This is a genomic window from Streptomyces sp. WM6372, from assembly GCF_001279655.1.
In the GTDB taxonomy this organism is placed as follows: Bacteria; Actinomycetota; Actinomycetes; order Streptomycetales; family Streptomycetaceae; genus Streptomyces.
The window spans coordinates 64997-79567 of sequence record NZ_LGDB01000185.1; the positions used below are offsets into that span (position 1 = coordinate 64997).

9 protein-coding genes and 1 pseudogene are annotated in these 14571 nt (G+C 71.0%); 3 read left to right on the forward strand and 7 right to left on the reverse strand.

The window, feature by feature from the left end:
* Positions 1-81 precede the first annotated feature (81 nt).
* The 3 genes from ADK52_RS19185 to ADK52_RS19195 all read right to left on the reverse strand — a co-directional run bounded on the left by ADK52_RS19185 (position 82) and on the right by ADK52_RS19195 (position 6598).
* Positions 82-5049: an NAD-glutamate dehydrogenase gene (locus ADK52_RS19185; protein ID WP_053691057.1), complete on the reverse strand. Its 4968-nt coding sequence runs from the start codon at positions 5047-5049 to the stop codon at positions 82-84.
* Between the two features lie 353 nt (positions 5050-5402).
* The gene (locus tag ADK52_RS19190; RefSeq protein WP_053691058.1) at positions 5403-6086 is read right to left on the reverse strand and encodes an HAD family hydrolase; all 684 of its coding nucleotides are present in this window, start codon (positions 6084-6086) and stop codon (positions 5403-5405) included.
* A gap of 11 nt (positions 6087-6097) precedes the next feature.
* Positions 6098-6598 carry a DUF6912 family protein gene (locus ADK52_RS19195; protein WP_053691059.1) on the reverse strand — a complete coding sequence of 167 codons (501 nt, stop codon included), beginning with the start codon at positions 6596-6598 and terminating at the stop codon, positions 6098-6100.
* Between the two features lie 358 nt (positions 6599-6956).
* Here ADK52_RS19195 and ADK52_RS19200 point away from each other — a divergent pair, with 358 nt between their 5' ends.
* Entirely contained in the window at positions 6957-7373 is a 417-nt protein-coding gene (locus ADK52_RS19200; RefSeq protein ID WP_053691060.1) for an Rv3235 family protein, read from the forward strand.
* A 137-nt stretch (positions 7374-7510) separates the two neighbouring features.
* On the opposite strand, the gene secA is transcribed toward ADK52_RS19200, so the two are convergent.
* A complete protein-coding gene (gene secA, locus ADK52_RS19205; RefSeq protein WP_030161383.1) occupies positions 7511-10300 on the reverse strand; it encodes a preprotein translocase subunit SecA in 2790 nt (929 codons plus the stop codon).
* A gap of 241 nt (positions 10301-10541) precedes the next feature.
* Between secA and ADK52_RS19210 the strand changes: the two genes are divergently transcribed.
* Both ADK52_RS19210 and ADK52_RS19215 read left to right on the forward strand, forming a co-directional pair.
* Positions 10542-11123 (forward strand): GNAT family N-acetyltransferase, encoded by a 582-nt coding sequence (locus ADK52_RS19210; RefSeq protein ID WP_053691061.1) that lies wholly within the window; start codon positions 10542-10544, stop codon positions 11121-11123.
* A gap of 9 nt (positions 11124-11132) precedes the next feature.
* Positions 11133-12302: a winged helix-turn-helix domain-containing protein gene (locus ADK52_RS19215; RefSeq protein WP_053691062.1), complete on the forward strand. Its 1170-nt coding sequence runs from the start codon at positions 11133-11135 to the stop codon at positions 12300-12302.
* Between the two features lie 70 nt (positions 12303-12372).
* Here the strand turns inward: ADK52_RS19215 and ADK52_RS19220 are convergent, their stop codons facing one another.
* The 3 genes and pseudogenes from ADK52_RS19220 to ADK52_RS44520 all read right to left on the reverse strand — a co-directional run.
* Entirely contained in the window at positions 12373-13074 is a 702-nt protein-coding gene (locus ADK52_RS19220; RefSeq protein ID WP_053691063.1) for a response regulator, read from the reverse strand.
* A gap of 199 nt (positions 13075-13273) precedes the next feature.
* Entirely contained in the window at positions 13274-13969 is a 696-nt protein-coding gene (gene hpf / locus ADK52_RS19225; RefSeq protein WP_053691064.1) for a ribosome hibernation-promoting factor, HPF/YfiA family, read from the reverse strand.
* A 262-nt stretch (positions 13970-14231) separates the two neighbouring features.
* Positions 14232-14571 (reverse strand): annotated as a pseudogene (locus ADK52_RS44520) (phosphoribosyltransferase family protein); the annotation flags it as partial.

Genomic DNA, 14571 nt, shown 5'->3' on the forward strand with positions numbered 1-14571 from the left:
ACCACGGACGCCGAAGGGCGGCCCGGGCCGAAGCCCGGGCCGCCCTTCTTCCGTCACTGCGCCGTCACTGCCCCGCAGGGACTACGCGTGCGCCCTCAGCAGCGAACGCATCGTCCGCATCGCGACCGACAGGTTCGCCAGGTCGAAGTCGTCCGAGCCCCGGATCTCGTCCAGGGTCGTCCGGGCCCGGCTGATGATCGCCGCGTTCTTGTCCTCCCACGACTTGAAGCGGTCCTCGGGAGACGAGTCGCCGTTGCCCACCGCCAGCACGTCGGCGGTCAGCGCCGCGTGCGCCGCGAACAGGTCCTCGCGGATGGAGGCGCGGGCCATCGACTGCCAGCGGTCGGCCCGCGGCAGCTCGATGATCCGGTCCATCAGCTGGGTGATGTCCAGGCGGTCGGCGAGGTCGTAGTACACCTCGGCGACGTCCAGCGGGTTGACGCCGGTGCGGTCCGAGATCGCGACGATGTCGAGCGTCGGGAAGGCCGAGGAGAATCCCGCGACCTTGGCCGCCAGCTCCTCCGGAACGCCCTCGCCGATCAGCTCGTCCATGATCGACTGGTACCACTCCAGGTCCGCGCCGCGCACCAGCTTGGGCAGCTCGGCCCAGACCTCGGCGACCCGGTCGGAGAACAGCTCGATGGTCTCGGTGATCTGGAGCGGCTGCGGCCGGTTGTTCAGCAGCCAGCGGGTACCGCGCTCGACCAGGCGCCGCGAGTGCAGCCGCACCCGGGTCTGGACGTCGGCCGCGACCTTGTTGTCCAGCGACTCGACCGCGTCCCACACCTGGGCCAGGCCGAAGATCTCGCGGGCCGCGAGCTGCGCCCGGACGATCTCCTCCGTGGAGGCTCCGCTCTCCTCGCGCAGGCGGTGCAGGAAGGTCGAACCACCGGTGTTGACGGTGTCGTTGACCAGCAGCGTCGTGATGATCTCGCGGCGCAGCGCGTGCGCGTCGATCTGCTCCGGGAACTTCGCGCGCAGGGCGCCCGGGAAGTACGCGTGCAGCAGGCGGCGCAGGTACGGGTCGTCCGGCAGCTCGGTGGCGATGAGCTCGTCCGCCACCGTGATCTTGGTGTAGGCGAACAGGACGGCCAGCTCCGGCTGGGTCAGGCCCTTGCCGGCGCCCAGCAGCTCGCGGATCTGCCGGTCGGTGGGCAGGAACTCGATGCCCCGGTCCAGCCGTCCGGCCGCCTCCAGGCGGCGCATGAAGCGCTGCTGCGCGTGGAGCAGGCTGGGGGCCTGGGCGATGCCGTTGGCGAGGGCCACGTTCTGCGCGTAGTTGTTGCGCAGCACCAGGTGGCCGACCTCGTCGGTCATCTCCGCCAGCAGCTTGTTGCGCTGCTTGACGGTCATGTCCCCGTCCGCGACGACCGCGTTCAGCAGGATCTTGATGTTCACCTCGTGGTCGGAGGTGTCCACGCCCGCGCTGTTGTCGATGGCGTCGGTGTTGACCTTGCCGCCTTCGCCGCCGGCGCCGATCCGGGCGAACTCGATCCGGCCGAGCTGGGTCAGGCCCAGGTTGCCGCCCTCGCCGATGACCTTGGCCCGGACGTCCGCGCCGTTGACGCGGATGGCGTCGTTGGCCTTGTCGCCGACGTCGGTGTGCGTCTCGGTCGACGCCTTGACGTACGTGCCGATGCCGCCGTTCCACACCAGGTCCACGGGGGCCTGGAGGATGGTCTGCATCAGCTCGGCGGGGGTCATCTTGGTGACGCCCGCCTCGATGCCGAGGGCCGCGCGCATCTGCGCGTTGACCGGGATGGCCTTGGCACTGCGCGGGTGCACCCCGCCGCCCGCGGAGAGCAGTTCCGCGTCGTAGTCGGCCCACGAGGAGCGCGGCAGCTCGAACAGGCGCCGGCGCTCGGCGTACGAGGTCGCCGCGTCCGGGGTCGGGTCGATGAAGATGTGCCGGTGGTCGAAGGCGGCGACCAGGCGGATGTGCTCGGAGAGCAGCATGCCGTTGCCGAACACGTCGCCGGACATGTCGCCGACGCCGACGACGGTGAAGTCCTCGGTCTGGGTGTCGTGGCCCAGCTCGCGGAAGTGCCGCTTGACGGACTCCCAGGCGCCGCGGGCGGTGATGCCCATGCCCTTGTGGTCGTAGCCGGCCGAGCCGCCCGAGGCGAACGCGTCGCCCAGCCAGAACCCGTACGCCTCGGCGACGCCGTTGGCGATGTCGGAGAAGGTCGCGGTGCCCTTGTCGGCGGCGACGACGAGGTAGGTGTCGTCCTCGTCGTGGCGGACCACGCCGTTCGGCGGCACGACCTCGCCGCCGACCATGTTGTCGGTGATGTCGAGCAGCGCCGAGATGAAGATCTTGTACGAGGCGATGCCCTCGGCGAGCCAGGCGTCGCGGTCCACGGACGGGTCCGGCAGGTTCTTGGCGACGAAGCCGCCCTTGGCGCCGACCGGCACGATGACGGTGTTCTTGACCATCTGCGCCTTGACCAGGCCGAGGATCTCCGTACGGAAGTCCTCACGGCGGTCGGACCAGCGCAGACCGCCTCGGGCGACCTTGCCGAAGCGCAGGTGGACGCCCTCGACGCGCGGGGAGTACACCCAGATCTCGTACGCCGGGCGGGGCGCCGGGAGCTCCGGGATGGCCTGCGGGTCGAACTTCATCGACACGTAGGAGTGCTGCTCGCCCGCGTCGTTGAGCTGGAAGAAGTTCGTGCGCAGGGTCGCGTTGATGAGGGTGAGGAAGGACCGCAGGATCCGGTCCTCGTCGAGCGAGGCGACCTGGTCCAGGGCCCCGGCCAGCTCCTCCAGCATGGCGTCGATGAGCTCGGTGCCGGCGGACTGGCGGCCGGGCGACATCCGGGCCTCGAAGAGCGAGACCAGCAGCCGGGTGGTGTGGACGTTGTTGCGGAGGGTGTCCTCCATGTAGTCCTGGCTGAAGTTCACGCCGGCCTGGCGCAGGTACTTGGCGTACGCGCGCAGCACCACGGCCTGGCGCCAGGTGAGCCCGGCGGACAGCACCAGGGTGTTGAAGTTGTCGTTCTCGGCGTCGCCCTGCCAGACCGCGGCGAAGGCGTCCTGGAAGCGCTCGCGGGCGTCGTCGCCGAGGTAGGCGTCGCCGTTCCCGGCGGGAAGCGGCATCCGCAGACCGAAGTCGTAGATCCACGCGTTGGTGCGGTCGCTGCAGCGCAGCTCGTACGGGCGCTCGTCAGTGACCTCGACGCCCAGGCGCTGGAGCACGGGCAGGACGGCGGACAGCGAGACCTGCTCACCGGTGCGGTAGATCTTGAACCGGCGCTCGCCGGGGCCCGCGCCGACCGGCTCGTACAGCGAGAGGGCGAACTCCCGGTCGCTGGCGGAGAGCCGCTCCAGGTGGCAGAGGTCGGCCACGGCCGCGCGCGGCTTGTGGTCGGCCTTGTAGCCCTCGGGGAAGGAGGTGCCGTACTTGCGCAGCAGCTCGGCGGCGCGCTCCTCGCCCACCTCGGCGACCAGGGCGTCGGCGAAGCCGTCGGCCCAGGAGCGGGCGGCCTCGACGAGGCGGGCCTCGATGCGCTCGACGTCGCCGTCCGTCAGGACGGGCAGCTCCTTGCCCTGCGGGACGCGGATGACGAAGTGGATGCGGGCCAGGATCGACTCGGTGTTCCAGGCGGTGAAGTCGACGCTGCTGCCGTCGAGCTCCTCCTGGAGGATCGCGATCAGGCGCAGCCGCACGCCGGTGGTGTAGCGGTCGCGCGGCAGGTAGACGAGCGCCGAGTAGTAGCGCCCGTACTCGTCCTGGCGCAGGTACAGCCGCAGCCGGCGGCGTTCCTGGAGGTACAGGACGGAGGTGGCGATCTCGCGGAGCTTGTCGACCGGGGTCTGGAACAGCTCGTCGCGCGGGTAGGTCTCCAGGATCTGGAGCAGGTCGCGGCCGTCGTGGCTGTTCGGCGAGAAGCCGGCGCCTTCGAGGACCTCGGCGACCTTGCGGCGGATCACCGGGACGCGGCGGACCGACTCGGTGTACGCGGCGGAGGAGAACAGGCCGAGGAAGCGGCGCTCGCCGACGACGTTGCCCTCGGCGTCGAACTTCTTGACGCCGACGTAGTCGAGGTACGAGGGGCGGTGCACGGTGGCGCGGCTGTTGGCCTTGGTCAGCACCAGCAGGCGGTGCTCGCGGGCCTTGGCGCGGGCGTCGGCCGGCAGCCGGTTGAAGGACGGCGAGACGGGGTGGTCGTCCTCCTGGCCGCTGTGGTGCGGGTCGGAGCGCAGGATGCCGAGGCCGGTGCCGGGCACGGCGGCCAGGGCGTCACCGTCGACGAGGTTGTACTCGCGGTAGCCGAGGAAGGTGAAGTGGTCGTCGGCGAGCCAGCGCAGCAGCTCGCGGGCCTCTTCGAGCTCGTACTCGCGCAGGTCGGTGGCGGTCGGCTCGTTCGGGATGTCGTCGGCGATGCGCAGCGCGGCGTCGCGCATCTTCTCCCAGTCCTCGACGGACTCGCGGACGTCCGACAGGACGCGGCGCAGGTCGTCGGTGATCTGCTTGAGGTCGGCGCGGTCGGTCTCGCGGTCGGTCTCGACGTGGATCCAGGACTCGACGAGGGAGTCGTGGGGGCGCGCGGTCTTGGGGCCGTGCGCGTCGCAGTCGGGACCGAGGATCTCGATCAGCTTGCCGGTGACGTCACGGCGGACGACGACCTGCGGGTGGATCACGACGTGGATGCCGCGGCTCTGCCGGGACAGCTCGTTCGTCACGGAGTCCACGAGGAACGGCATGTCGTCGGTGACGACCTCGACGACGGAGTGGCTGGAGGTCCAGCCGTTCTCCTCGACCGTCGGGGTGTGCACGCGCACGTTCGCGGTGCCCTGCGGCCGGGTCTCGGCGAGCCGGTAGTGCGAGAGCGCCGCCCCGAACACGTCGACCGGGTCCCGGTCCAGGAGGTCCTCTGGGGCGGTGTGCAGGTAGTAGCGCTGGAGGTAGGCGAGAGTGGTGTCCCGGTCGGGACGCTCCCCCTGCTCGGACCCAGTCGGAAGTAGCCCCCCGGCCGGGCTGTGCTCAGCTACCCGGGCCGCCCGCGCGAGCAGCTCGGCCTTTGCTTCGTCCAGCTTGGTCTGCATGTCCTCTGGCTCCTGTCGCGCGCCATTGCGTGACGTAGGTGAAGGAAGGAATGGCGTGGCGCCGCGACGCGGGGTGACCGCTGGGGATCGGCGCTGTGCCGTGGTGAGAGCCGACCGGGAGGGAACTGGCCATGATCGGCTGAGGCTCCCGGCAGCAGGGATCAGCGAAGGCCCGGGCACGGTCGTGCGCCGGGCGCAGGCCGGAGGCTGCGGCGCCTCCGATGACTATCGCGCTGATCACGGGTACCAGGCTATCTCGCCGGACCCCCTGTCCGTCACGCGCTGGATCTGTACAAAAGCAGGTCTCGAACTTTGACGATGTGCGCAGTGACGGGGGCATATTCTGGGCGTACTTATTCGGCCAGACGGCGAGCAGCGGATACGGCTTCTGCCAGCGTGTCGACGACCTCGACCCCTGCCGATTCCAGACTGCGCCGGCTGTGCGAACCGCCCGTGTAGAGGATGGCCTTCGCACCGATGTGCCGGGCCGCCAGGGCATCGTCCACGGCGTCTCCCACGAGGACCGTACGGGTGGCGGTCACGCCCGTCTGCTCCAGAGCGGCCATGTGGCGTACGAGATGTCCTGCCTTGCTGGTGTGCGAGGGCCCGATCCGGCCGTCGACGCGCAGGAAGTGGCGGTCGATGCCGTGTGCCTTCACGAGGGGTACGAGCTTCTCGTGGGGCGCGAGGGAGAGCAAGGACTGCGTGCGCCCGTCCGCCTGCCAGTCGCGCAGGAGCTCGCGCGCCCCCTCGGTCAGTCCGGCGGCGTCGGCCGCGGCCCAGTAGTGACGGTGGAAGGTCTCGTCCATGTGCTCCCACTCGGCTTCGGTGGGCAGCCGGCCCATCAGCCGCTCGTAGAACTTCGGCACCGGTACGACGTACAGCTCGCGGTAGCGCTCCAGCGTGATCGGCGCGAAGCCGAACTCCGCGAAGGAGGCGTTGGTGGCGGCGATGACGGCGTCGATGTCGTGCAGGAGCGTGCCGTTCCAGTCCCAGACCAGGTGGAACGGGGCGACGGGGGCGGCCGCGGTGCTCATTTCGGCAGCGCTCACTTCAGCAGCCCCGGGATCTCCTGGACGCCGAACCACAGCAGCTCGTGGTCCTCGGCGCCGTCCACCGTGAACTGCGCGTCGTCGTCCCCGGCGTCGGCGGCCTCCAGGGCCGCGGCGGCGGCCGTCACGTCGCCCAGGGCGTCATCGGCGTCCACGTGCACGGCGGCGGCCACCGAGAGCCGTACGGCCGCGGCCAGCGTCACCTGGCCCAGAGTGGCCTCGTCGACCCCGGGGGTCGCGGCGGCGGCCTTGTCGTCCACGTCGACGGCGACGACGACGCGCTTGCGCGGGGCGCCCCCCTCCGCGGCGAGCATCCGCAGGGAAGCGGCGGCCGCCCGCCCGAGGGCCGCGTACTCCAGCTCCTCCAGGTCGTCCGACACGTACCACTCCCGCAGCCCGGGCGTGACGGCGTACGCCCGCAGCGGGGCGGGGCCCAGCTCACCCGCCTCGTGCGCCTCGGCGAGCCCGGGGAGGGTCAGGGGGACGTACACGCGCATGGCCGGCTGCTTTCGGTAGTCGGAAACGCCCTCAGGATACGACCGGCCCCGCCGGTCGCGGCGCCCTCCCCGCGGTACCGGCCCCTTCCCGGCTCCGGAGGGCGACCGGACTCCGGCGGGTGACGGCCGGGGTCCCCCTTCGGGGTGCCGGGCTGCGGCCGGACTCCGTCCACCGCACGCCCGGCCCGGCGCCGGGACCGGCCCCGGGCGGCACGGCACCCACCCGGATAGGTGAACCGGACCGGCCCGCCCGGGCCCCGCGGGCGCCGTTGCGGAGGGTGGTCACGGACCGTAGAAGTCCCCTACCAAGTTACCGCCCGGTACCGCTCCGGGCCCGGACTTCTCGGGGACGACCGCCATGACCAGGAACACCACCCGGCCCCCCGGCCGCCACGACCAGCGCCGCCCCCACCCCGCGGCCCGCACCCCGCGCGGCCCGCACGACTGGTTCGCGGAACGGCTGCTGGCGGTGGTCAGCGGCCAGCGCCCCGTCCACTCGCTGCTGGGCCACACGGTCGGCCCGGCGTACGACCAGCTGGTCACCCTGGCCCCCGCGGCCCCTTCCCCTCGCCCTTCGGGCTGGGGAGACCCCACGCGCGACCGGCTCCGCCCGGTCCTGCGCCAGTGCGGCCGCTTCCACCCCGGCCCGGGCGTGATCGAGGCCTTCGCCCGCATCGCGACGGGCGACCGCGTCTCGGCGATGGCCTTCCGCCTGGAACAGGGACCGGACCTCCGCTGGCGCTGCGCGGCCATCGAAATGGACCCCCTGACGTGACCGGCCCCCCACCGGCCGGTCCCCCACAGGCCGGCCCACCAGCCTCCGGCCCCGGGCCGTGCGGCCCCGTACAACGGCGCCGGGGCCGGACACCGTGTGGTGTCCGGCCCCGGCGGGGGTGCCCGTACGGGCGGGGGTCACTTCTTGCGGCGGCGGCCGCCCGCGGCCTTCTGAGCCTTGCGGCGCTCGGCACGCGTCATGCCGTCGCCCGCCTCATCGGCGTCGAAGTCGCCCTCGACGACCCCGCCCTCCCCGTCCACCGTCGGGGCCGAGAAGTGCAGCCGGTCCGGCCGCTGCGGGGCGTCCAGGCCCTTGGCCCGGATCTCCGGACGCGCCCCGGCCGGCTCCTTGGTCAGCGAAGGCGCCGCGTCCTGCACCGGAACCTCCTCGACCTGCTGCTCGACCTGGACCTCCAGGTTGAACAGGTAGCCGACGGACTCCTCCTTGATGCCCTCCATCATGGCGTTGAACATGTCGAAGCCCTCGCGCTGGTACTCGACCAGCGGGTCCTTCTGGGCCATCGCCCGCAGGCCGATGCCCTCCTGGAGGTAGTCCATCTCGTACAGGTGCTCGCGCCACTTGCGGTCCAGGACCGACAGGACCACGCGCCGCTCCAGCTCGCGCATGATGTCGGAGCCCAGCGCCTTCTCGCGCTCCTCGTACTGCTCGTGGATGTCGTCCTTGACGGACTCCGCGATGAACTCGGCGGTGATGCCCGCGCGGTCGCCCGCCGCGTCCTCCAGCTCGGCGACCGTGACCTTGATCGGGTAGAGCTGCTTGAAGGCGCCCCACAGCCGGTCCAGGTCCCACTCCTCCGCGAAGCCCTCGACCGTCTCGGCCGCGATGTACGCGTCGATCGTGTCGTCCATGAAGAAGCGCACCTGCTCGTGCAGGTCCTCGCCCTCCAGGACGCGGCGGCGCTCGCCGTAGATGACCTCGCGCTGGCTGTTGAGGACCTCGTCGTACTTCAGGACGTTCTTGCGCGTCTCGAAGTTCTGGGTCTCGACCTGCGACTGGGCCGACGCGATCGCGCGCGTCACCATCTTGTTCTCGATCGGCACGTCGTCCGGCACGTTCGCCATCGACATGACGCGCTCCACCATCTGCGCCTTGAACAGGCGCATCAGGTCGTCGCCCAGCGACAGGTAGAACCGGGACTCGCCCGGGTCGCCCTGACGGCCGGAGCGGCCGCGCAGCTGGTTGTCGATGCGGCGCGACTCGTGCCGCTCGGTGCCCAGCACGTACAGCCCGCCGAGCGACTTGACCTCTTCGAACTCGGCCTTCACGGCCGCCTCGGCGCGCTCCAGCGCGGAGGGCAGCGCGTGCGCCCACTGCTCGATGTGCTCTTCCGGGTCCAGGCCCTGCTGGCGCAGCTCGGCCTCGGCCAGGTCGTCCGGGTTGCCGCCGAGCTTGATGTCGGTACCGCGGCCGGCCATGTTCGTGGCGACCGTGACGGCGCCGCGGCGGCCGGCCTGGGCGACGATCGAGGCCTCGCGCTCGTGCTGCTTCGCGTTGAGCACCTCGTGCGGGATGCCCCGCTTGGAGAGCTGCTGCGAGAGGTACTCGGACTTCTCGACCGAGGTGGTGCCGACGAGGATCGGCTGGCCCTTCTCGTGCTTCTCCGCGATGTCGTCGACGACGGCGGCGAACTTCGCGACCTCGGTCCGGTAGATCAGGTCCGGCTGGTCCTTGCGGACCATGTCGCGGTTGGTCGGGATCGGGACGACACCGAGCTTGTAGATCTGGTGGAACTCGGCGGCCTCGGTCATGGCCGTACCGGTCATGCCCGACAGCTTGGAGTAGAGGCGGAAGAAGTTCTGGAGGGTGATCGTGGCGAGGGTCTGGTTCTCGTCCTTGATGTCCACCCCTTCCTTCGCCTCGATCGCCTGGTGCATGCCCTCGTTGTAGCGGCGGCCGGCGAGGATACGGCCGGTGTGCTCGTCAACGATCATGACTTCGCCGTCGATGACGACGTAGTCCTTGTCCTTCTTGAACAGTTCCTTCGCCTTGATGGCGTTGTTCAGGTAGCCGACGAGCGGGGTGTTCACCGACTCGTAGAGGTTCTCGATGCCGAGCCAGTCCTCGACCTTGGCGACGCCGGCCTCGTGGATGGCGACGGTGCGCTTCTTCTCGTCGACCTCGTAGTCGCCGGTCTCCTCGATGCCCTTCAGGGGCTCGCCGGGCTCGCCCTTCTTCAGGCGGGTGACCAGCTTCGCGAAGTCGGCGTACCACTTCGTGGCCTGGTCGGCCGGGCCGGAGATGATCAGCGGGGTACGGGCCTCGTCGACCAGGATCGAGTCGACCTCGTCGACCACGGCGAAGTTGTGGCCGCGCTGGACGAGCTCGTCCTGCGACCACGCCATGTTGTCGCGCAGGTAGTCGAAACCGAACTCGTTGTTCGTGCCGTACGTGATGTCGCTGCCGTACTGCTCCCGGCGCTGGGCCGGGGACATGTTCGCCAGGATGCAGCCGACCTCGAGACCGAGGAACTTGTGCACCCGGCCCATCATCTCGGAGTCGCGCTCGGCCAGGTAGTCGTTCACCGTGATCAGGTGGACGCCCTTGCCGGACAGCGCGTTCAGGTACGCGGGGAGCGTGCCGACGAGGGTCTTGCCCTCACCGGTCTTCATCTCGGCGACGTAGCCGAGGTGCAGCGCGGCACCGCCCATGATCTGGACGTCGTAGTGCCGCTGGCCGAGGACGCGCTTGGCGGCCTCACGGACGGTCGCGAACGCCTCGGGCAGCAGGTCGTCCAGGCTCTCGCCGTCCTGGTAGCGCTGCTTGTACTCGTCCGTGAGCGCCCGCAACTCGGCGTCGGAGAGGTTGACGAAGTCCTCTTCGATGGAGTTGACCTGGTCCGCGATGCGGTGCAGTTTGCGCAGGATCTTGCCTTCGCCTGCACGCATGAGCTTGTTGAAGACGGACACCGAGGTTTGTCTCCTTGCCGGTCGGGCCTGGCACTGGTTCGTACACGGGCACGGAGGGTGGGCCCCACCGCAACGGCCATCGTAAGCGAGGACGCGGCCGCGCCGGGAGGCCCGCCGTATCCCGCAGGGCACGGGCGCCCTGAATGAGAACGTACGAGGTACCTGGAAGGTGCCGGGGTCCCCGACACGTCTTGCCCGAAAACTGCTCGCCCGACCCGCCCCGGCCGCGCAGAATCCGTACATGGAGCCCACGACACTGAACACGGCCCGGCTGCATCTGCGCCCCTTCGTCCCGGCGGACGAGGAGGAGGTGTACAGCGCGGTGCAGGACCCGGAGATCCAGCGCTGGACGATGGTCCCCTCCCCCTACTCGCGCGAGCACGCGCGCGGCTTCGTCCTGGAGACCGTGCCGGCCGGCTGGCGCGAGGACACGGCGTACAGCTTCGCCGTCCGCCTCGGGGCGGACGGTCCGCTGGTCGCGGCCGTCGGCGTGCACGTGCGCGGGCAGGGCTCGTACGAGATCGGCTACTGGGCGGCGAAGGAGCACCGGGGCCGCGGCTACATGGCCGAGGCCGTCGCCGCCGTCTCCCGCTGGGCCTTCACCGAGGTGGGCGCCGTACGGCTGGAATGGCGCGCGGAGGTCGGCAACGCGGGCTCCCGGGCCGTCGCGGAGAAGACCGGCTTCCGCTTCGAGGGCGTACTGCGGGCCGCGGTGCTCCGCGGCGGCACCGCGCGGGACTCCTGGGTGGGCGCCCTGCTCCCCGCGGACCTCGGACTGACTCCCTCGCTGCCGTACCTGCCCGCTGTCAGTGGCGGCGCCTAGGCTGCGGCCATGACCCTCGCCGCCTCCGTGTCCCTGTCCGCCGACGACGCGCGCCGGATCGCCCTGCGCGCGCAGGGCTTCCTGGGGGCGCCCGACCGCCGGGGCGGGGTGCGGGGCGTCCTGCGCCACCTGGGCGCGGTCCAGCTGGACACGATCTCCGTGCTGGCCCGCTCGCACGAGCTGATCCCGTACGCGCGCCTGGGCGCGGTGGGCCGGCCCGCGGTGGAGTCGGCGTACTGGTCGGACCGGCACGCTTTCGAGTACTGGTCGCACGCGGCCTGCATCCTGCCGATCGAGGAGTGGCCGCACTTCGCGTTCCGGCGCCGGGCCCGCCGGGCCCGCGGCCACCGGTGGCACGTCCTCCAGGACAAGGAGCGCTCGACGCAGGCGGTCCTGGACCGCCTCAAGGCGGACGGCCCGCTGACCTCGACCGAGCTGGGCGGCGCCAAGAACGGCGGCGAGTGGTTCGAGTGGTCCGAAACCAAGATCGCGGTGGAGTGGCTGCTGGACACCGGCGAGGTGGTCTGCGCCGAGCGCCGCGGCTGGAAGCGGGTCTACGACCTGCCGGAGCGGGCGGTCCCGGACGCACTGCTCCACGACGACCTCGACGACCGCGAGTGCCTGCGCCGCCTGGTGGCGCTGGCCGGGCAGAGCCTGGGCGTGGGCACCCGCGCCGACATCGCGGACTACCACCGCCTCAAGGGCGAGCAGGTCGACGCGGTGATCGCCGACTCGGGGCTGGTCCCCGTCGAGGTCGAGGGCTGGTCCAAGCCGGCCTGGGCCGACCCCGCCGCACTGGCGACGGCCCCCCGCGGCCGCCACCGCACCACCCTGCTCTCCCCGTTCGACTCGCTCGTCTGGGACCGGCCCCGCACGGAGCGGATCTTCGGCTTCACGCACCGGCTGGAGGCGTACGTCCCCAAGCCCAAGCGGATACACGGGTACTTCGCGATGCCGCTGCTGGCGGGCGGACGGCTCCAGGGCCGGGTCGACCCGGCCCGTGAGGGCACCACCCTGGTGGCCCGGCAGCTCTCCCTGACCACCCCCAAGGCGGCCCGCCCGATGGCCGAGGCGCTGCGCGAGGCGGCCGGCTGGGTCGGCTGCGACGCCGTCCGCGTCGAGCGCGCGGGCTCGCCCGAGCAGGCGGCCGCGGTCACGGCGGAACTGGCCGCCCTCTGAGACCGGCGACCGGAAGCCGGCCGCGGCCGAGGGCGGCCGCCCTCGCCCTCGCCCTCGCCCTCGGCGGACCTCAGCGGATTTCGAGGATCTTCTCCCGCATCGCGTAGACCACGGCCTCCATCCTGGAGTGCAGCTGGAGCTTCTCCAGGATGTTGCGGACGTGGTTCTTCACGGTGTTCTCGGAGATGAACAACTCCTTCGCGATGTCGCGGTTGTTCATGCCGGTCGCCACCAGCTTGAGCACTTCGAGCTCGCGGTCCGTCAGCCTCGGCGCCGGCACCAGCCGCCGCTCGTCCGTCCGCTGGATCATCGACTTGAACTCGGTCAGGAGCTTCGACGCCATCGACGGGCTGATCTGCGACTGCCCGTCGGCCACCGCGCGGATCGCCGTCGCCACCTCGTCGGTCGAGATCTCCTTCAGGAGGTACCCGGTGGCGCCCGCCTTGATCGCGTCGTAGAGGTCCGCCTCCTCGTCGCTGATCGTCAACATGATGATCTTCGCGGAGGGGGCCACCTCCTTGATCGAGGTGCACGCCTCGATCCCGCCGCGCCGGGGCATCCGCACGTCCATGAGCACGATGTCCGGCAGCAGGTCCGCCGCCTTGTCCACCGCCTCCGCGCCGTCCCCCGCCTCACCGACGACCTGGATGTCCTCCTCCTGCGCGAGGACGATCTCCAGTCCGCGCCGGAACAGGGCGTGGTCGTCGACGACGAGCACCCGGATCGGCTCGCCGCCGTCATCACCGCGCACCGGCCCGAAGGTGTCCGCCATCGTTCCTCCCCCTGCATGTACCGAGCTGCCGGGTCAACCGGACGGGAACTCCAGCCGGTTGACTGCCCGCCATGATTCCATGCCCGCGCCACCCGGCGGGGAGCCGGCGACGGCCACCTGGCGCATACGAGTCATACAGAGGCCCCCGGGGACGCCGCGGCGTCCCCGGGGGCACTTCACCGAAAATCAGGACGCGGCGTCAGCCGCCGAGCGCCCCGCCCGCACCCGAACCGGGCTCGCCCGAGCTGGAGGCCTCGTCGGCATTGAGGTGGATCACGCCGTAGTCATAGCCGTGGCGCCGGTAGACGACGCTCGGCATCTTGGTGTCGGAGTCGACGAACAGGTAGAAGTCGTGGCCGACCAGTTCCATTTCGTACAGCGCCTGGTCGAGCGGCATGGGTGCCGCGGAGTGCGTCTTCTCGCGGACGATGAGCGGGCCTTCGCCCTGTACTTCCAGCGATCCGATCCGGGTGGTCGGGATCGCGTCCCCCGGCTCCTCCGTGACCGGCTGGCCGCTGCCGTTGAGCTGGGCCACGCCGGGAACCGTATTGGCGACCTCGGCCGCCGAGAGCCGGCCGTTGCCACGGCGCGTGTAGCGCTTGTCGTGCTGCTTGCGCAGCTGCGCCTCCAGCTTCTCCTGTGCCAGGTCGAGCGCCGCGTACGGGTCGGTGGCGGCGGCTTCGGCGCGGACCACGGGGCCCCGCGAACGCAGGGTGATCTCCACGCGGTCGGAACGGTCGGCCTGGCGCGGGTTGTGCTCCTTGGACACCTCGACGTCCAAGCTGATCACCTTGGCGTCGAGCTTCTGGATCCGCTCGGGATTCAGCTTCTCGGCCACGTGCTTGCGGAACCGCTCGGGCACCTCGGTCTTGCGGCCCTTGACGACGATGTCCACGCAGAACTCCGTTCCCGGATAGCTCCGCCTCATGGGGCGAAGCGTCTCCCTTTCGCACCAGGCCCCGGTGAACACCGGAGCCACGGACTTGGCGACATTCACCTCCCGATCCGGTGCGTGTGGCCAGGACTCGCCAGTTCCTTACAACCGAACATATCCCTCCATGCCGGTTGTCGGCACCCGCTACCGGACCGTACCTCCGTTCAGGTGGCTGTTCTCTCTTACTACCTGCAACGATGCGCCTTCCCCGAGAGTTCCAAATCTATTCACAAGAGCGTTGCTCTGTACGGGTTGTCGACCGATTTCGTACGAAGGATCCTGCCGGAGCGGCGACGACGGCCGCCCCCGCCACCGGTCCGATCGACGCCGCCCGCAGGGCCCGGGCCGCCTCCGCGAGCGTCGCCCCGGTGGTGATCAAGTCGTCCACCAGCACGATCCGCGCGGCGGCCGGAAACCACGCCCCGCCCCCGCGGCACACCCCCAGCGCCCCCGTGAGGTTCTCCCGCCGCTCCCGGGCCCCCAGACCCCCCTGACCGGCCACCCCCCGGACCTGGGCCCGTACGTACCGCACCCGCCAGCAGGCCCCCCCCCGGGGCCCCCGC